The sequence below is a fragment of the Neobacillus niacini NBRC 15566 genome, from assembly GCF_001591505.1.
Taxonomy (GTDB): Bacteria; Bacillota; Bacilli; order Bacillales; family Cytobacillaceae; genus Neobacillus; species Neobacillus niacini.
Genome location: NZ_BCVA01000018.1, coordinates 1 through 18,542, shown reverse-complemented (window position 1 = coordinate 18,542; position 18,542 = coordinate 1). Strand labels below are relative to the sequence as shown.

14 protein-coding genes are annotated in these 18,542 nt (G+C 37.7%); 3 read left to right on the top strand and 11 right to left on the bottom strand.

From position 1 onward, the window contains the following. Window positions 1-4: 4 nt before the first annotated feature. The 11 genes from BANA01_RS14610 to BANA01_RS14560 form a co-directional block, all read right to left on the bottom strand. The gene (locus BANA01_RS14610; protein ID WP_034673486.1) at window positions 5-943 is read right to left on the bottom strand and encodes a carbohydrate ABC transporter permease; all 939 of its coding nucleotides are present in this window, start codon (window positions 941-943) and stop codon (window positions 5-7) included. Between the two features lie 357 nt (window positions 944-1,300). Then, window positions 1,301-2,914: a response regulator transcription factor gene (locus BANA01_RS14605; RefSeq protein WP_063253626.1), complete on the bottom strand. Its 1,614-nt coding sequence runs from the start codon at window positions 2,912-2,914 to the stop codon at window positions 1,301-1,303. After that, window positions 2,892-4,724: a sensor histidine kinase gene (locus BANA01_RS14600; protein WP_063253625.1), complete on the bottom strand. Its 1,833-nt coding sequence runs from the start codon at window positions 4,722-4,724 to the stop codon at window positions 2,892-2,894. Before BANA01_RS14600 ends, BANA01_RS14605 begins: the two co-directional genes overlap by 23 nt. A 92-nt stretch (window positions 4,725-4,816) precedes the next feature. Further along, window positions 4,817-6,169: an ABC transporter substrate-binding protein gene (locus tag BANA01_RS14595; protein ID WP_063253624.1), complete on the bottom strand. Its 1,353-nt coding sequence runs from the start codon at window positions 6,167-6,169 to the stop codon at window positions 4,817-4,819. A 102-nt stretch (window positions 6,170-6,271) separates the two neighbouring features. Further along, entirely contained in the window at window positions 6,272-6,913 is a 642-nt protein-coding gene (locus BANA01_RS14590) for a YesL family protein (protein WP_063253623.1), read from the bottom strand. A gap of 151 nt (window positions 6,914-7,064) precedes the next feature. Further along, window positions 7,065-8,477 (bottom strand): sigma-54 interaction domain-containing protein, encoded by a 1,413-nt coding sequence (locus tag BANA01_RS14585; protein ID WP_063253622.1) that lies wholly within the window; start codon window positions 8,475-8,477, stop codon window positions 7,065-7,067. Window positions 8,478-8,582: 105 nt separating this feature from the next. After that, on the bottom strand, window positions 8,583-9,359 hold the full coding sequence (locus tag BANA01_RS14580; protein ID WP_063253621.1) for a 3-hydroxybutyrate dehydrogenase: 777 nt from the start codon (window positions 9,357-9,359) through the stop codon (window positions 8,583-8,585). 51 nt (window positions 9,360-9,410) lie between these two features. After that, window positions 9,411-10,847 (bottom strand): GntP family permease, encoded by a 1,437-nt coding sequence (locus BANA01_RS14575; RefSeq protein ID WP_063253620.1) that lies wholly within the window; start codon window positions 10,845-10,847, stop codon window positions 9,411-9,413. Between the two features lie 365 nt (window positions 10,848-11,212). Continuing rightward, window positions 11,213-12,838 (bottom strand): ATP-binding protein, encoded by a 1,626-nt coding sequence (locus BANA01_RS14570; protein ID WP_063253619.1) that lies wholly within the window; start codon window positions 12,836-12,838, stop codon window positions 11,213-11,215. A 154-nt stretch (window positions 12,839-12,992) separates the two neighbouring features. Next, window positions 12,993-15,101 carry an MMPL family transporter gene (locus BANA01_RS14565; protein ID WP_063253618.1) on the bottom strand — a complete coding sequence of 703 codons (2,109 nt, stop codon included), beginning with the start codon at window positions 15,099-15,101 and terminating at the stop codon, window positions 12,993-12,995. 109 nt (window positions 15,102-15,210) lie between these two features. Further along, window positions 15,211-15,783 (bottom strand): TetR/AcrR family transcriptional regulator, encoded by a 573-nt coding sequence (locus tag BANA01_RS14560; protein WP_063253617.1) that lies wholly within the window; start codon window positions 15,781-15,783, stop codon window positions 15,211-15,213. A 149-nt stretch (window positions 15,784-15,932) separates the two neighbouring features. Here BANA01_RS14560 and BANA01_RS14555 point away from each other — a divergent pair, with 149 nt between their 5' ends. From BANA01_RS14555 to BANA01_RS14545, 3 genes are read left to right on the top strand one after another with little or no spacing between them, the layout of a single operon-like run. Further along, entirely contained in the window at window positions 15,933-16,655 is a 723-nt protein-coding gene (locus BANA01_RS14555; protein WP_063253616.1) for an ABC transporter ATP-binding protein, read from the top strand. Then, complete coding sequence (locus BANA01_RS14550; protein ID WP_063253615.1) at window positions 16,652-17,752, top strand: ABC transporter permease; 1,101 nt, start codon at window positions 16,652-16,654, stop codon at window positions 17,750-17,752. Before BANA01_RS14555 ends, BANA01_RS14550 begins: the two co-directional genes overlap by 4 nt. Window positions 17,753-17,774: 22 nt before the next feature. Next, window positions 17,775-18,422 (top strand): TetR/AcrR family transcriptional regulator, encoded by a 648-nt coding sequence (locus tag BANA01_RS14545; protein ID WP_063253614.1) that lies wholly within the window; start codon window positions 17,775-17,777, stop codon window positions 18,420-18,422. Window positions 18,423-18,542: the final 120 nt, after the last annotated feature.

Here is an 18,542-nt window from a genome sequence, read left to right as displayed (position 1 = left end):
CTCCTTAATAATTCACCCATTTTTTCTGTCCAATCCATTGGAAAACCGTAATTCCGAAGACAACGATAAATAGGACAACAGCCATGGCAGAAGCATAGCCAATCTTCAAATTCACGAAAGCGGTATCATATAAATTCCAAACTATCATGGAGGTAGAGTTCATTGGTCCACCCTTTGTTAATACAGCAATTAAGTCAAATACTTTAAAGGTAGAAATAATACCAGTGATAAATAGGAAGAAGGACGTCGGTGAAATCATTGGCAGCGTAATATGTCTAAACTTTACCCAAGCATTTGCCCCATCAATATCAGCTGCTTCGTATAAATCTCTTGGAATCGATTGTAGACCTGCTAAATAGATAATCATGTTAAAGCCAATTGAAATCCAAACCTGAATAATCATGATTGAAATCAGTGCGAAGTTAGGATCTGCAATCCAAAGCGGCGGGTTTTCGATTCCTAACGACATTAACACTTGGTTGATTGGACCTTGTGATGGATGAAACAGGACCTGCCAGACAACTGCAATCGCAACGACACTTGAGATATATGGCATGAAAAAAGCTACTTTAAAGAAACCCTTTAAATATACATTTCTGTCAATTGTTACCGCTATCAATAATGAAATGGCCATACATATTGGTACGGTTAGGACGAAAATGGCGTTATTTCTTAGTGACTTTAAGAAAACAGTATCTTCAAATAATCGTGTGAAGTTATCAAAGCCAACCCACTTCAGTTGTGAAAGGGGAGTGATGAAGCTCCAATCTGCGAAACTTAAAGCAAATGTTGCAAAAATGGGGAGTAATACTAGGACTGATACACCTATGAGCATGGGGGATACAAATAAAATACCGGTTAAATTTTCACTTTTTTCTTTGGCGATTTTTTCTTCTTTTTCTACAACCTTTACGGGTGTGGTGAGTTCTGTTTTCACACTCATTTGATTCACCTCAATTTTTAGTATATTTTAATTATAAAATAACGATAGATTTCCCTATTAACGGTATTTTGCTCTATATACCTACAAATTTGACTTTTTAAAAGCGGCTGTGTTAATAAGGTCTGTTGATTGGAGCTCCAGGCACTTCGCTTTCCGCAGGCGTTGCGGTGAGCCTCCTCGGCGTAAACGCCTGCGGGGTCTCACCTGCTCCGTACTCCTGCAGGAGTCTTCGTGCCCTCCGCTCCAATCAACAGAGTGCAAGTATTAAAGTTTGATTTAACACAGCCAATACGTAAAAAGCCCAGTACCGTAATGGACTGGACCTTGTTATAAATCTATACATAATCTTTGCTTTCTCTAAGCCTTGCCGCCTCTATACTCTATAGGTGTCACTCCGACGTAGTTTTTAAAGATCTTGATAAAGTAGCTTTGGTTATCGTAGCCTAGCCGTTCGCAAATTTTCCCTACTGAGTCTGTGGTTTGTTCGAGCAATTCTTTTGCTCTATTAATCTTCATTTTTGTTACGTATTCTACAAACGTCTCCCCCACTTCTTTTTTAAACAAGCGGCTGAAATAGCTTGGATTTAAATATAAATAGCTTGAAACCTCATCAAGGGTTATTTTCTTTTCAATATTCATCGTAACATATTTAAATGCATCCAAAATTTCTTTTCGTTTTGTTTGCTCATATACCTCTTTAACAAAAGATAGAATTGAATGAAAATAATTTAGCAGCCACGATTTGAGTTCATCTAGAAACTGGATCTCAAAAATCTCATTATGCATGTAGTCAATTGTTTGCTGAGAACGAAATAATTGTAAGGCATGAAGCTTTACTCTTAAATCTAGTAATAATTTTAACACCCAATCCTTTACTAACTCTGGGGCGAATTGGTTTTCCTCCAGAAAGTTCACCCATTTCGTAACATACTCAGTGATTCTTGCCTCGTCTCTAAGCATAATGAGTTCTCTCATCTCTGCAGCAGCTTCATCGTATCTTGAAAACAGGTCCTCTGTTGGTGCTTCCCGAGCTTCCTTCTGTTCAACAATGGTGCCAGGCTTCAGATAAAAACGCTGATGACAGCCATTTATTAAGTGTACTAGTTCCTGCTTAAACTCTGACAAATCCCTGCAGCCATCACCTGTTATAAAAGAAAGTGAGATGTTTAATGAACGTTTTAACGCGTGTTGAATCCTTTTCATGCATTCCATTGCTTCAGTGAGAGCATTCCTTTTTAAAATTAAGGAAGAAGGGAAAAAAACAAAGAGTCCCTTTATTCCATGCTGGAAATGGACTGCACCTGGATAGCAGCGTTTGATTTCCTCTGCCACGACATTATTGACGGCAAAATTCAACGTATCCTCAGATACATATAGCTCTTTTACGCTGCTATAATGATGAATCATACCCAGAGAGCCTATGTATGCGCTCTGATCCAGATGGAGACCTAACGATTTGGCCTCAGACAGCCAATGACCTTCATTCATATCTGGTTGTTCTATCGTTTTCTTAATGAATTTTTCTTTAACACTTTCTTTGTTTTGATTAAGGAGATTCTGAATTTGAAGGTGCTTATTCATTTTAGTATTTTGTTCATCCAGTGTTTCCTTAAACTTCTTGATTAATTGACGTAAATCAGCAGGATCAAAGGTATCCTTGATCAAGTAGTCTTGTACTTGCAGTTTTAATGCCTGCTGTGCAAAGGCAAAATCAGCATGGCAGGATAAAATAGCAACCTTTAAATTTGGATTTTGTTCTTTTAACTTTTTAGTAAGTTCAATCCCATTCATTTTAGGCATACCGATATCTGTTATTAAAATATCAGGCATTTCACTTATGGCTTTTTCAAAGGCACTGGCACCATTCTCATGTGTACTTTGAAGTGATACTCCCAGCTGTTCCCACTCTATCGTCTCAGATAACAGCTGTATTACTGGATAATCATCGTCAACTAGCATTACTTTGTACATCAGAAATATTGCCCCCTTTTTGTATCGTCAATATCACCTTTGTGCCTTCACCCGGCAGGCTTTTTATATCCATTCTAAAGGAGCCTCCAAAGGTTATAAACATCCGCTCATACACATTGGATAACCCTAAGGAGGAAAATCCTTTGTTATTTGTAGTCAGACTATCCTGCCTGCCAATGGACTGGCCTAGTTTTCCCTTTAATTGGCTTAATGCAGCGTCATCCATCCCCTGACCATTATCTTCAATCACAATGACCAGTTGATTGTCACTTACATCTGTTCTTAATACAATCGTTCCTGCACTTTGATTGAGACCGTGTATAATCGAATTCTCAATAATAGGCTGCAGAATAAAGCGGGGTATTTTCAACGCATACGCTTCGTCATGAACAGATAGTTCAACGTTTACTTGCTCTTTTTGCCTCATATTCATGATGTTAATATAATCCAAGACAATTTGTACTTCTTCACGAAAGCTAATGATTTCTTTATTCTTATCGATGGTCATTCTCAATAATTTCGACAAGGAACTGATCATGTTTGCGCTTTCCTGGTCACCTTTAACCAATACCTTCATGCGAATAGAATTAAGGACATTAAAGAGGAAATGTGGATTGATTTGTGCTTGCAGCATATCAAGTTCTGCTTTTCTTTTTCGTTCCTGTGTCTGTGTAATTTCCTTAATCATTTCATTAACACGGTCAAGCATCAGGTCGAACGATTCCGATAATCTCCCCACTTCATCCTTGCTGCTAAGGCGGGAACGAATGGCAAGATTTCCGCGTTTAACTGCCTCTGCTATTTTTCCTAAATGGACAAGTGGTTTCGTAATGGTTCTCAATAGTGAAGCCATTAGAATAAGAAAAATGGTGAATGAAACAATCTGGACGGTAAAGACCTTACTAAATATTGAATTAATTTGATTTACAGCCTGTTTATATGGAACAAGGGATACTAACTTCCAGCCTGAAAATGAAATATCGTGTTCAGCAATTAGGTAATCCTTATTCGATATTTCAAAAATATTAGAAGAATTATTCTTTTTTAGCTGCTCACTATATTGGAATGGTTCACCAATTTTTTCATGGTCATGGTGTGAAAGGATTTTGTTGGATGAATTTAAAATCATCATCTCTTCATGACCCTTCATATTCTCAAATATTTGATTAATCTTATTTTCCATAATCGTAACGATTACATATCCGTAGATCCCCTGATTCTGATCTCTTAACGTTCTTGCCACAGAGATTTGATAAGGATTATCTTTTTTATCCGACCTAAACATGGTTGGCTTGCTCTCAATCCAAATCGATTCATAACCTTGTAATGTATTTAACTTCTTAAACCAATCTTCACGAACTAATTGGCTTGGATCAAAATCATAGGTAGAGTAATTTTTATAAGATTTACCATTCTTTAGAAGGATGGTCACATACGATTTTTCTCCTACTAGTGTGATATTTTCAATGGTTTTATTGACTTTACTATCATCCATGTATCCTTCATAATCCGTACTAGTTTCTATTTCACTTTGCGCTTTATCCTTTAAGATGGTGTTCATTTCCGCATCAAGCTGGACGAAGTTGGTAATATAGAGCATGTCTTCTAAGAGTTTTTCGACATATTCATTGGCTATCGTAAGCTCTCTATAGGCATTTGTCAGTGCCTGTTCCTTCAGCGTATCCTTTGTTAAATAGTTATAGATCGATAAGGAAATGATAGCAGGAATGATTAAGCAAATAATAGAAATGAAAATCACTTTAAACCGAAAAGAATGGGGCGTAAGCATACGCTGTTTACCCTCTCTCATATGCAGACCACCCTTCAATAGAAAGATGGGGTTGTAATCTCTTACAACCCCTTTTTTTTACATTATTCTATTATTTTCTGACAATGTCTATACTATTTGTTACTGTCAATAATTTCCTGGAATCTTTTTTGAGAAGCTTTAATGGTTGCATCGATATCCTGCTCACCAAAGATTAGCTTTTCATATTCCTCATTGATTACTTTATAAAGCTCAGACTGATAAGAGACTGGTGAAATGATTTTTGATGATTTAGCATTTGTTAAAACATTTACTAGAGAATCTTTATCAACCTTCTCAGGATTTTTTGTTCCACTTAAAATCTTGTCAATGATACTTGTTAATTCACTATCACTTACTTTATTCCATGAAGGGATATTCTTGCCTTGAACAATTTGGCCTTCTGTTGTGTACCAGCGAATGAAGGTATAAGCTGCTTCTTTATTCTCAGAAGTGTTTGCAACGGACATAAAGTCTGTTGTTACTGGTGTATAACCGCCCTCATCGCCACTTTCATTTTTAGGATATGGAGCAACAGCCACATCAAATTCTAATGGGAACTGGTCCGTACCGCCAAGTTCAGTATTCATCCAGCTTCCGATTAAGATGGAACTTGCATCTTGGCCAAAGAACTGGTTACGGTAATGAAGTTTTTGAGATAAGATGTCTGTGTATGGAACTGAAGACTTGTCTTCTTTTTCCATTTGCACTCTTAATTCAAGCGTTTTCTTGAATAACGGACTATCTAGATTTGATTTACCATCTGCAGTCGTGAATTCAGTATTATCTGCTTCACTAGCAAGTGCAAGCTTCATAAACTCCATCCAGCCGCCGCCTTGTGGTCCGTGGAAGTAAGTTCCATAATGATCTTTCGTTGTCATAGCCTTTGCATATTCTGCGAATTCATCCCATGTCCAATCTTTTGGTACCTCAAGACCTGCTTCTGTCAAATGGTTCTTATTAAGAAGAACGTACCATGGGTTAAACTTACCTGGAAGTGCATAATACTTTCCATCAATTTGTGTATCAACTTTATATTCTTCCGTTACTTTATAGCCCTCTTTTTTAATAAGCTCATCAATCGGTGCAACCATTCCCATGCTTACACGCTGTGCATAACTTGCTGGATCACTGAACATAAGAACGTCTAGTTGTTCTCCAGAAGCTGCTGCTAAATCTAACTTTTTTAGTGCTTCCTGTGTATCTCCCTTTTCACTGAGGATGACTAATTCTACTTTGATGTTAGGGTATTTTTCTTCAAATGCTGCGATAGTGCTTTTCCAGTTGTAGGAAGCCTCGTTTCCATGAGTGTGGAATTTGATTGTAACCTTTTCGTCCTTTTTTGGTTCTGACGATGTCTTTTCCTCGCTTCCGCCGCCGGAACAGCCAGCTAGGACTAAACAAAATAACATAGTAAAGATTAATAACGACCAAATCTTTCTTTTCATTCCTTTTCCCCCTCAATGTTTTTACCTATCAATTATCTGAAAACCCTTACACAGAAAGTTTAACAAATTCAAATTTATAACTAATACCAATAAATTTACTCATTATAATACTTTTTTGACTACTACATTAAAATCCTTGGCTATTTTACCAAATAATAAATTAGAAATATACATTAGAACATAACTTAATCCGCTTCCAAAAAAGAGGATCCCGACACCATTGAAAAAAATACTTATCGCAAAAACACAAATGGCTGCAGAAGCCATTACCATGGTATAGAGTGGGTAGGATATTCCGAGTAAAAAGGCTGTTTTAATATACTGCAGGGTCTTGTATTCATATTGTGCATACACAGGAAAGATAAATAACATAAGAGTTAGAAAAAGAAAGGCAACTCCGATTAAACAACCCATCAAAATTGGATACAACGAGTCTTGCACTGAACTGATTAAACGCCAATCTAAGTATAAAACCATAAAAATCCCTAACAAGATAATCCCTAAACGATTTGCCTTCCAAAACTCTTTTCTATATGTTTGCCAATAGAATGAGAAGACTGGTAAATCCGTTTCACCCTTTAACCATTTTCGTATGATGGTAAACATCGCCACTGTAGAAGGAGCCGCCCCAAAAACAAACAAACCTGCGACCATAAAAAGCAGCCATAAGAGGTTAATATAAGCTAGCCGTGTAATCCATTGGCAAATACCTAATAATCTTCCCATCCATTCATTTGATTCCATAACTGGTTTTCTCCTCCCGTGAACAATGTTTCACTTTTCCTATATTTTAATAGAAAAATTTTTAGCTGTTTAAACACTTTTTTGACCACTTTCGCAAAAATCTTTACCTATTAAATAAAAAAGCAGCTTCCAATTTGGAGGCTGCCTTCAATTAATGAATATCATATAACTTGCATTTTTCATACAATTTTGTTTTGCCTATTTCAAGCAGCTTTGCTGCCTCCTGCTTATTCCCACTGCTAACCGACAGTGCATGTAAAATGGCTTGTTTCTCCACTACTGCAAGTGTTTCTTTCAATGAATGTACAGGTGTTTCAGCAACGTTTACTACCTCTTTCTCCACTGGCTTTCCATGAATATTTACTGTGTCCTGATCCCGCAAATATAATGGCAGGTGCGCTACTTCAATTGTATTTCCATCTATAACATTGATAGATCTTTCTAGAACATTCTCAAGTTCTCGAATATTCCCTTGCCACTTATGCTTATTGAATCTCTCTACTACTTCAGCAGATAGTTTAATCCCTTTTCGGTAGAATTTTCTTTCTAGTTTTTCCAAGAGATTGTTGGCTATTAACTCGATATCACCATTACGTTCTCTAAGCGGGGGGATTTCAATTTTAATCACGTTTAACCGGTAATATAAATCTTGACGAAATGTACCTTCTTCTACCATTTTTTCTAGATTCCGATGGGTTGCTGCAATGATACGAACATCTACAGCAATAGATTTTTGACCACCGACCGGCAGTATTTCACGCTCCTGTAAAACTCTCAAAAGCTTACTTTGTGCAGCGAGCGGCATATCACCGATTTCATCAAGGAAAATCGTTCCATGATTGGCTAATTGAAAATGACCTTTCTTTCCGCCCTTTTTAGCACCAGTAAAAGCACCATCATCGTATCCGAATAATTCCGATTCGAGCAAATGCTCAGGGATAGACGCGCAATTGATAGGCACGAAAGGGAAAGCTGCCCGCGTACTGTTATTGTGAATAGCAGAAGCAAACAATTCTTTACCCGTACCTGATTCTCCAAGAATTAGAACGGCTGACTGACTGCCGGAAATTCTTTCAGCTAATTTTTTAACAGCCGAAAAGGATGAACTATTCCCAATTAGGTCACTAAAATGATATTTGCTTTTACTATGTTTTTCAGCTTTCGTTTTATAATAATTCACCTCTTCAACGAGGTGCTGAATTTTATTTTTGTATACTAACCAATCCTCGGGATTGCGGAACATGACCGTTCCTACAGCTCCGACTAATTCACCATCAATGATAAGAGGATATCGATTTGCTATCATTTCACTGCCATTAATAGGCTGTATGGAGGCCAGTTCTTTTTGTCCGGTTTTGGCAACAATATGCATCCTTGAGTTCTCAATGACATCTTGAACAGGCTTTCCTATCGCGTTCTCAACAGTGGTTCCTAGAAATTCACAATAAGCAGAATTGATATACAAGATAATACCCTCACAATCAACAACAACAATTCGTTCACCTGCAAGGTTAATAATTTCCTCAATCCAATGATGTGGAATTTTTTCCAATCCTCGTTTCATATCTTTTCACCCTGTTACATTTGTTTATGTTCATTATATCAAAGAGGTTTGACTTCAAGTTAGAATAAAAGAATCCTGTCCGGTAAGCCGAGCAGGATCTCTTTTCTATTGGACAGTATAGCCACCATCAAGAATAACAGCTTGACCAGTAACCCCTCTTGCTTTATCACTAGCCAAGAAGGCCGCATAATCAGCAATTTCAGATACCTCTAGCAGCCTCTTTTGAGGTACAAGCGTAAGCAGGACATCATCGATGACACGCTCAAGACTTACATTTCTTGTGATAGACAAATCTTTAAGCTGGTTCCTAACGAGTGGTGTATCAACATAACCCGGGCATAAAGCATTTACAGTGATTCCATGCTGAGCACCCTCTAAAGCAGCAACCTTTGTTAACCCAATCACTCCGTGCTTTGCACTATTGTAGGCAGCTTTACCAGCAAAACCAATCACTCCGTTAATCGATGCCATATTGATGACTCTTCCAAAGCCCTGTTGTTTCATGATTGGGAATACATGTTTAATCCCAATAAAAGGAGCCGTCAACATGACCTTTATTAAAAGCTCAAATTTTTCAGTTGGGAATTCCTCAATCGGTGAAACATATTGAAGTCCAGCATTATTGACTAAAATATCAATTCTTCCAAATCTTCCATGTGCAGATTCTAATGCATTCTTGAACGCTTCCTCATCCGTGACATCACAAGGAGCAGAAAATGCTTCATATCCTTGCTCTCGCAGTTCATTTGCAACACTATCACTTTTTTCTTTATTCAAATCAGAGATAACTACTTTTGCTCCCTCTTGTGCAAAAGTCTTAGCGAGTTCTAAACCTATACCACTTGCAGATCCAGTAATAAACGCTACTTTACCTACTAACATATTAATCCTCCTAAAATACCTATTTACTAATCTAACGTATGTTTCTAAATTTTATACAAGACCTAAGAACGTATAGATTGCAATTACGAAGAATACAGCAACTGTTTTAATAATCGTAATCGCAAAAATGTCACGATAGGATTGTTTATGCGTTAATCCTGTAACGGCTAAAAGGGTTATGACTGCACCATTGTGCGGTAGTGTATCCATACCGCCTGAGGCCATCGCAACCACACGGTGCATAACTTCAGGCGGAATATTGGCAGCCGCAATTGCCTGATTGTATTTATCTGCCATTGCTCCTAGCGCAATCCCCATACCCCCAGAAGCAGACCCTGTAACACCAGCAAGTGTACTTGTTGTCACCGCACCGTTTACCAGCGGGTTTGTGAAGGTAGTTGAGATGCCATCACTAATTTTTGCAAAGCCAGGAAGTGCAGCAATAACACCGCCAAATCCATATTCAGCACCTGTATTCATGGTAGCAAGTAATGAACCGCCGATACTTTGATTGATTCCTTCCTTAAATTTATTAGATACTCGTTTCCAATCGTATAAAAGTGAAGAAAGAATCCCGACTACCAATGCCATCTCAATGGCCCAAATTGCAGCACTTGCCGTAACGTCGATCGTGTATGGTAAACCTATCGCTTTAAAATCAAATCCATTTGGGTACCATTTCGGTATAAAAGTAATAAATAGCTTATTGGTAACACCTACGAGAATAAGTGGAATAAATGCTAAAATTTGTCTTAAAACAGATTGATTTGAAGTTAAATCAGGAACAGGTTCTTCTTTTTCAGAAATAACTTCTTTTTCTAAAGCAGCTGCATTTTCAGCATTGAATCCATAATATCCTTCACCAGCTTTTTCTGCCTTTTTCCTTCTCATTTCCAAGTACAATAAGCCAAGTGTTAAAACAAAAATGGCTCCTATGATACCAAGGATTGGCGCCGCATAAATATCTGTTTTAAAGAAAGCAATCGGAATAACGTTCTGAATTTGCGGCGTACCTGGTAATGCATCCATGGTGAACGTGAAAGCACCAAGTGCAATTGTACCGGGAATAAGTCGTTTAGGGATATTTGCTTCTCTAAACATTTGAGCGGCAAACGGATAAATAGCAAATACGGCAACGAATAAGCTGACACCGCTATATGTTAAGATTGCACCTAGCAAAACAATGGTGAGCATGGCACGTTTTGCACCTAAAATACGAACGATGGTCTTCGCAATAGACTCCGCAATTCCTGACATTTCAACTACCTTCCCGAAAATAGCTCCTAATAAGAAAACTGGGAAGTAGGATTTGATGAACCCCACCATTTTTTCCATAAATATTCCTGAGAAAAATGGCAGAACTTGACTCGGATCAATAAATAAAACAGCTAAAATGGCACATAATGGAGCGAATAAAATAACAGAAAAACCACGGTAGGCGGCGAACATCAACAGTCCGAGCGCCAGAAGAATAACAATTAAATCCATTTAAATCCCCCTATACCTTTTATTTTGCAGGCTTCAAACATCGCACCTCTTTAGTAAGCGTTTTCAATTAAAGCTTACGATTGTATTAATGCAAGTTCTATGCCAATACTTACTCATTTTCTAAATAGTAGTAATATTCTTTCTTATTCCAAGGGTTATTTCTATTTTATAGTTGGTAATGATTATATATCTTCACTTGTTTTTTTCCGAAAATACGGAAAAACGGGAACCGGATATTCCGGAATCCCGGAATATTCCGCGTTTCCGGAATCTTTTTTTATTTCTTGCACAAATATAGCTGCAAAGCCCGGAAGCTAGAACATAAAAAAAGAGGACCACCTTCCCCCTCGGGAAAACACTCCTCTTTAAACGGCCAAAGGTAATTTAATTTCGACTAGAGTTCCCTGCTGCGCTTTACTCTGATAGGTAATACTTCCATGGTGCTGTTTAATAATTTTATTACAGATCATCAATCCAAGTCCGGTCCCTTTTTCTTTTAAGGTATAGAAAGGTTCACCTAGCCGAGGCAAAAGTTCTTCAGGTATTCCACAGCCTTCATCCTTAACGGAAAGAACACATTCACCCTCTTCACCTTTACGCAGGTTAATGTGAATATTACCGCCATCAGGCATTGACTCGATCGCATTCTTGAGAACATTAAGGAAAACCTGCTTTAATTGATTTTTCTCACCGGTTATAAAAAACTCCCCTTCTTCCACACAAGTATAGAATTGGATATTTTCTAAATGCGCTTGCGGTGACAGAAGTTCAAGGGTATTCTCAACTAGTTCTTTTAAATTCGTCCGATGAAGCTGTACAGCCTGTGGCTTTCCTAAAGAAAGCATTTCACTCGTAATCGTTTCTATTCGTCCAAGCTCGCTCAGAAGCAGGTCATTTATTTCGTCAGCACCATTTTCCCATTTATAAAGCTGCATAAAGCCTTTAATTGTCGTAAGAGGATTCCGAATTTCATGGGCAACTCCAGCGGCTAACTCCCCGACGATTGATAGTTTTTCGGACTGTAAAAGAATTTCTTCTGCCTTTTTACGTTCAGAGATATCACGACTGATGATCACAATCTTTTCAACCTCATCCTTCTCGCCCTTTACTGGCACACACCGAGATTCAAATTCAATCCAATAACCGCTGCAGTGGTTCAGACGAAATTCAATTAATCTCGATTCTTTCTTTTCAAACATTTCGTTTATTGTATTTTTGAAGAATTCAATATCATCAGGATGTAAGAACCTGCATAATTTTACATCCTCTAGTTCAGGACATTGATAGCCTAAAACCATTTCATGTGAAGGAGAAAGGTATGTAAGCGTATGCTCTTTATCCATCACCATAATTAGGTCAGATGTATTTTCAGCTATTAGTCTATACTTGGATTCACTTGCTTCTACCATGCTATACATATCTGAAAGTCTTTCATTTAATCTGTAAAGCTTTAGATAGGATTCAATCAGTAAGCAGCCTAGTATAACCCCTAACATCACGAACAGGATATATTGAATATGAAAAAATGGCTGGTCTCTAAATGCATTGAAAATAATTGGTACCATTACAACATAAATGATTATATAAGAAATAAATAAGATAATTGCTCTTATTACTGATGTAAATCTTTTCGCAAAGTAATAAATGATGCTAAATCCAACCATCATAACTACCCAGCCTATAATAGCCGTTTCCCATTGGCCACTCGAATACAATCTTGCAAGTAGACCAATACCTCCAGTAATGATACCTGCAAATGGTCCCAAATAGGCAAAAATAAGAATAACGGGGGCATAGCGGATATCGTAAGTATACCCCTGTTCATGTATGGCGAGTATGACGAGAATACATGCAACCATTCCTCCGTAAATACCAACCCAAAGGCGGAAATGTCTTACCGGCTTATGATTAATGAAAGAACGTATAACTAACGGAGTACTAACAAAAAGAGAAAAAATAGATAAATTTACAATATAATCTATTAAAAACAATGCACTCACACCCAAAAATTCATACTTTTCACTCTATAATAAACTAGAATTTTCTCCATTACCATAAGTTTTCATTTATTTTAATGGGTACGGAAACCAGAAAAAAGAAGTACCAAAGAGCGGAGCCTTCGATACTTCTTCTTTGTAAACTACTTTATAAAACTTCTTTTTCTACAGCAGGTTTTTCTTTTTCAAATAATACAATTAAAGCGGGTAATAAAATCCCTCGAATAAGGAACGTATCTAATAATATCCCCACTGCGACAATGAAGCCAAATACAAACAATAATTGGATTGGCTGGGTCATCAACACAGCAAACGTTGCTGCTAGAATAATTCCCGCAGATGAGATTACACCGCCAGTATTGGCAACAGCAATCTCTACTGCCTTTTTCACAGAATACTTTTTCCTTTCTTCTATAAATCTTGAGATTAGAATAATGTTGTAGTCAATACCCAGTGCGACTAAAAACACAAATGAATAAAGCGGAACACGATTACTGATTGTGTCAATATCAAAGAATAAACTGCTTAGGAACATTCCCAGTCCAACTGCTGCGAGGAAGGAAATGAGAATGGTCCCCATCATATAGATTGGCATTTTAAATGACTTAGTCATAATAATTAACATGACAAATATCAACAGTGATTCAAGCAGAACAATAACAATTAAGTCCCTATCATTCGTTGCACGGTCATCGACTTTTTTTGCCGTTTCTCCAGCAAAATAAAGCTCTCCATCCAGATTGCTAGCTTTCACTAATTTATCTGAACTATCTCTCATCTTTTCCAAAGCGTCCATTGTCTCCACTGCGTATGGACTTTCCTCAAATGTCAGACTATATTGAATTACCTTGTTATCTGATGTGGTGCCATTCGGACGAACATTACTGACTAGCTTTTGGTCTGCAAGCGTTTCGAGTAATGCTGTTTGCTGTTCAGGAGTAATTGCTTCTTTCGCTTCAAACAATACAGTCGTTGTAGCAAGGTCGCCTTTTTCAAACTTCTCTTCCAATATTTCATAGCCCTGTCTTGAAGGCATATCCTTTGGAAAAGACTTCATCGTATCGAATTCATATTTCAGATTCAGCATGTTAAGGGCTGATGCCAGAAGGACGATACCGATAACGGCAGCTGAAACTACTGGTTTGTTCACGACAAATTTGGCAATTCTACTCCATAAAGAATTCGATTTAACTGTTTCCTCTCCCACTCTTGGAATCTTAGGCCAGAAGGCTTTCCGTCCAAACAAAGTAAACAAGGCTGGTACAAGTGTAATAGATGCAAGCATGATAATAAGCATGGCTGCAGCAAACACCGGTGCAAAGTTACGATAGTCTCCAAATTCGGCAAAAAACAGGACCAGCATGGCCGCTAAAACGGTCCCCCCTGAGAAAAAGACTGGCAAACCTGTTTCTCTCATCGCATGGTGCATCGCGTCAAATTTGCTATCAAACCTCTTCAATTCTTCACGGTAACGTGAGAAGACAAATAAGGAATAATCAATGACTGCTGCAAACAAAAGAATCGTCATAATCGAAAATGTTTGATTACTAATCACTAATCCAGCCATTCCCATCAAACCTAGTACCTGGTTCACTACCTCATAAACAAATGCGGCAGCAAATAGAGGGATTAAAGCCAATAGCGGCGAACGGTATATCACGATTAATAAAATCAAGATTAATCCTACAGTTGAAAATAATAAGACAAAATCAGCACGGGAAAAAAGATTAAGGGAATCCACCGCTATTCCTGCCGGACCGGTAATATATAATTTTAGGTCTGTATCATCCTTAACAATTTTTTCAATTTGTTCCTGAGCGGTTCTAATTTCCTTTGACTCCATTGAAGATTCAAAAGTGATAGGCAAAATCATTGTACTTTGATCTTTAGAGAAGAAGTTTGCAGTCGCCTGTGGCGGCATGTTTAATAATGGGACATACTCTTTTATCCCTTCCACCTGATCTAATTTTTCAAATAACGGTTTTAAGTCTGTTACTTCAACCTTATCACCTTTATTTTGAAAAACCAGTATGGCTGGTATTCCTTCATTGTTTTTAAAGTACTCATCGACCTTATTCTCGGCAATGACGGATTTCGCATCTGCAGGAATAGAATCAATACTTGAAACCTCGTATTCCTTAGCGCTTGGGGCAAAAACAGCCAGCAGCATGGTGACTAATAGCCAGATTCCAAGTGTCATCCACATTCCTTTTTTCGATGTAACTCGGTCTGTTATCGATTTTAAAAATGAACTCATGTTTTCATTCTCCTTCACCCGAATATAAGTGACACATCTGTAACTTTAACAAAAAAAATAATTGACACAATAACACTAATATTATCTTTCAAAGTTACACTTGTGTCAATTACTTATTCATGAACATTCCATCGCTAATAATTTCCTTTATGGAATGAATCCACTCTGCCTTTGGAATTCCAAAATGATTGGGAATTGCGACTGTTTGAAGGATAAACCCAATAATTAATCCATCCGGTATGTGTTTTTTTAATTTTTCTTCTTCCTTACCAACCAGGATAAATTTTTGTAAAAATTTGTACATATCTAACGGCAGCTTCTCAAGTTTTTCTTTATTGGGAAAGGCTGCATCCATCCGTGTCATTACCTGTTGGGCTGCTCTAATTAATTCGTGTACTTCTGTCTTTTTAAAAATAAGATCGATTAGAAAGTCGAATTGCCGTTCAAAACCTTCAAGAGTTTCGATTTCTCTTAGTTCATGAAGAAATTCTTCCATTTCGTATATCATAAAGTCTGTAATTAACTCTTCTTTATTGTCGTAGTATTTATATAACGCAGCTCGGGAAACTTCCATCCGGTCCGCCAAAAGACTGAAAGTAAATCCGTCATATCCATGCTGAAGGAGCAGCTGCTTTGCCTCTTGAAATAACTCTACTGTATTAAACTTCCGTTCACGCGCCATCGATTCACCCCCGAGTTACTATGTGAGAATAGTATAACATATTGATTAAAATTTTAGGCGTGGTCCACCCAAGAAGCCTATTGACCTTAGATGTGTGCTTGTTATAATTGAAGTGAGTAATCACTCATTTTTAGAGAGGATTGATTTACATGTCATCTGCAATAGTCATAAATGAAGTGAGTAAACGTTTTGGGAAAAAGTACGTGCTAAATCAAATTAACTTAACAGTGGAATCAGGACAAATTTTTGGGCTGATTGGTCCTTCCGGTTCAGGAAAAACAACTCTGGTAAAGATTATTGTAGGCATGGATTCTGCGAGCCATGGTAATGTTCAGGTACTGAACACATCTGTTCCTAATTTACAACTATTGCAAAGAATCGGCTACATGGCCCAAGCAGATGCCTTATACAATGATTTAACCGGAGAAGAAAATCTCGCTTTCTTTGCTTCCCTATTTAAACTGAAAAAAGTTGTTCAGAAAGAACGCATTGCGTATGCAGCAGAATTAGTCCATTTAACGGCAGATTTGAAAAAGAAGGTTGAAAACTATTCTGGCGGTATGAAGCGGCGGTTGTCTCTGGCAGCAGCATTAATACAAAATCCTGATGTCCTTATTTTAGATGAGCCGACTGTAGGCATTGACCCTGAGCTAAGAAAGTCCATCTGGTCGGAGCTATATCGTTTAAAAAATGAAGGGAAGACGATTTTAGTAACTACCCATGTTATGGATGAAGCAGAAAAATGTGATTGTCTAGCCATGGTACGTAATGGTGAGATCATCACCAGCGGCTCACCTTCGGAATTGAAAAATCAATACGGGATTACAAGCTTAGAAGAAGTATTTTTACAAGCAGGGGGTAAACAGCAATGAGAATATTGGCCATGGTGAAACGGATATTTTTCCAAATGTTACGTGATAAACGTGCATTAGCATTGATGATGGTCGCTCCACTACTCGTTTTAACCCTGCTGAATTATCTGCTAGCTGGAAATACGGTTGACCCCAGGCTTGGTGTGATCAATGCAGATGACAACCTAATAGAGAGATTAGAGGATAGCGAAATTACGGTTATTCAAGTGGACGCGAATACAAAAGACCTTCTACTCGATAAAGATTTAGACGGGATTCTTGATATTAATGGTGAAGACATTTCTTTGACGCTCACAAACGATCAGCCAAATGCAGCAAAGGCTCTACAAATGAAGGTACAGCAGGCAATAGCAGCTGAAAAAGCGAAAGAGCAGGCAGCCAATTTGTCATCATTTATGAAAACTATTCAGAGTAAGCTGCCAGGAATGACAGATAAGATGGAGCAAGTGAAATCCCCTAAAATCAATACCTCTTATATATATGGAAATGAAGATACCATATTTTTTGACCAGTTAAACCCGATACTAGTTGGATTCTTTGTGTTCTTCTTTGTGTTCTTAATTTCTGGGATTGCTTTACTGAGGGAACGTACTACTGGTACTCTTGAACGATTACTGGCCACACCTATCCAAAGAAGAGATATTGTTTTCGGTTATTTGTTGGGATATGGTTTATTTGCAGTAATCCAAACCATTATTGTCGTTACGTATGCCGTAAAAGTATTAGATATAACACTGGCAGGTTCATTCTGGAATGTTGTTTTAATCAATTTAACTTTAGCTCTAGTGGCGCTAACACTGGGACTTCTATTATCCTCATTCGCTAATTCTGAGTTCCAGATGATGCAATTTATTCCAATCGCTATTATCCCACAGGTCTTTTTTGCAGGAATTTTTCCGTTTGAGTCAATGGCTGGTTGGATGCAGGTTCTTGCTAAGTGTATGCCGATGTATTACGGCGGAAACGCCTTAGTCGAGGTCATGTATAAAGGTTCAGGTTTAGGTGAAATCACGAACGACCTTTTGGTGTTAGTAGGCTTTGCACTTGTCTTCATTGTTTTAAATGTAGTTGCATTGAAGAAATATAGGAAGATTTGATAGTGATGATAAGGAGGCAGTAATGACAGAAGAAGAATTAATGCTGCAGCAGTTATTTGATGAAGATAAATTGACTGATAAGCAAAAGAAAATTATTGTAGCGGCTATTGAAACCTTTTCCGAAAAAGGGTATGCTGCTTCGTCAACAAGTGAGATTGCCAAAAAGGCAGGAGTAGCCGAAGGAACAATCTTTCGACATTATAAAACGAAGAAGGAATTGTTGATTTCAATTGTTGCCCCGCTGATGACAAAGTTCATTGCTCCCATAGTGGTAAAGGATTTTAATAAAGTACTGGATCGGGAATTTGAGACAGTAGAGGAGTTCTTGCGGGCAACGATTGAAAATAGAAGAGACCTTCTCATCCGAATGCTGCCAGTCGTAAAAATCATGTTTCAAGAAATTCCTTTTCAACCGGAATTGCGCGAACAATTTTTTGATCTCATCGTAAAAAATATCTTTATTCGCGTTGAAAAGGTCATTAAAGGCTACCAGGACAAAGGGCTATTAATTGATATGCCTCCAGAAAGTATCGCAAGGTTAACAATTACCAATATACTTGGCTTCTTATTTTCCCGTTATATTCTTTTTCCGCATTTAGAATGGGATGATGAACTGGAAATTGAAAGGACCATTCAGTTTATCATGCATGGCGTTGGTAAGAAGGATTGATTCCTAAATTAAAATTGTACTGGGCTTCTAAACCTTTAATCAAACGTTTGATTAGTTTAGCTTCCGTTTTAATCAAACGTTTGATTAGTTTTTATAGAGGGATTCAATTTACTAGTAAAA

Coding starts and splice junctions, on each gene's coding strand:
- BANA01_RS14590 (WP_063253623.1), bottom strand. CDS start 6,913: ATGGAATCAAATGAATGGATGGGAAGATTATTAGGTATTTGCCAATGG.
- BANA01_RS14595 (WP_063253624.1), bottom strand. CDS start 6,169: ATGAAAAGAAAGATTTGGTCGTTATTAATCTTTACTATGTTATTTTGT.
- BANA01_RS14545 (WP_063253614.1), top strand. CDS start 17,775: ATGACAGAAGAAGAATTAATGCTGCAGCAGTTATTTGATGAAGATAAA.
- BANA01_RS14580 (WP_063253621.1), bottom strand. CDS start 9,359: ATGTTAGTAGGTAAAGTAGCGTTTATTACTGGATCTGCAAGTGGTATA.
- BANA01_RS14555 (WP_063253616.1), top strand. CDS start 15,933: ATGTCATCTGCAATAGTCATAAATGAAGTGAGTAAACGTTTTGGGAAA.
- BANA01_RS14550 (WP_063253615.1), top strand. CDS start 16,652: ATGAGAATATTGGCCATGGTGAAACGGATATTTTTCCAAATGTTACGT.
- BANA01_RS14585 (WP_063253622.1), bottom strand. CDS start 8,477: ATGAAACGAGGATTGGAAAAAATTCCACATCATTGGATTGAGGAAATT.
- BANA01_RS14565 (WP_063253618.1), bottom strand. CDS start 15,101: ATGAGTTCATTTTTAAAATCGATAACAGACCGAGTTACATCGAAAAAA.
- BANA01_RS14600 (WP_063253625.1), bottom strand. CDS start 4,724: ATGAGAGAGGGTAAACAGCGTATGCTTACGCCCCATTCTTTTCGGTTT.
- BANA01_RS14610 (WP_034673486.1), bottom strand. CDS start 943: ATGAGTGTGAAAACAGAACTCACCACACCCGTAAAGGTTGTAGAAAAA.
- BANA01_RS14575 (WP_063253620.1), bottom strand. CDS start 10,847: ATGGATTTAATTGTTATTCTTCTGGCGCTCGGACTGTTGATGTTCGCC.
- BANA01_RS14560 (WP_063253617.1), bottom strand. CDS start 15,783: ATGGCGCGTGAACGGAAGTTTAATACAGTAGAGTTATTTCAAGAGGCA.
- BANA01_RS14605 (WP_063253626.1), bottom strand. CDS start 2,914: ATGTACAAAGTAATGCTAGTTGACGATGATTATCCAGTAATACAGCTG.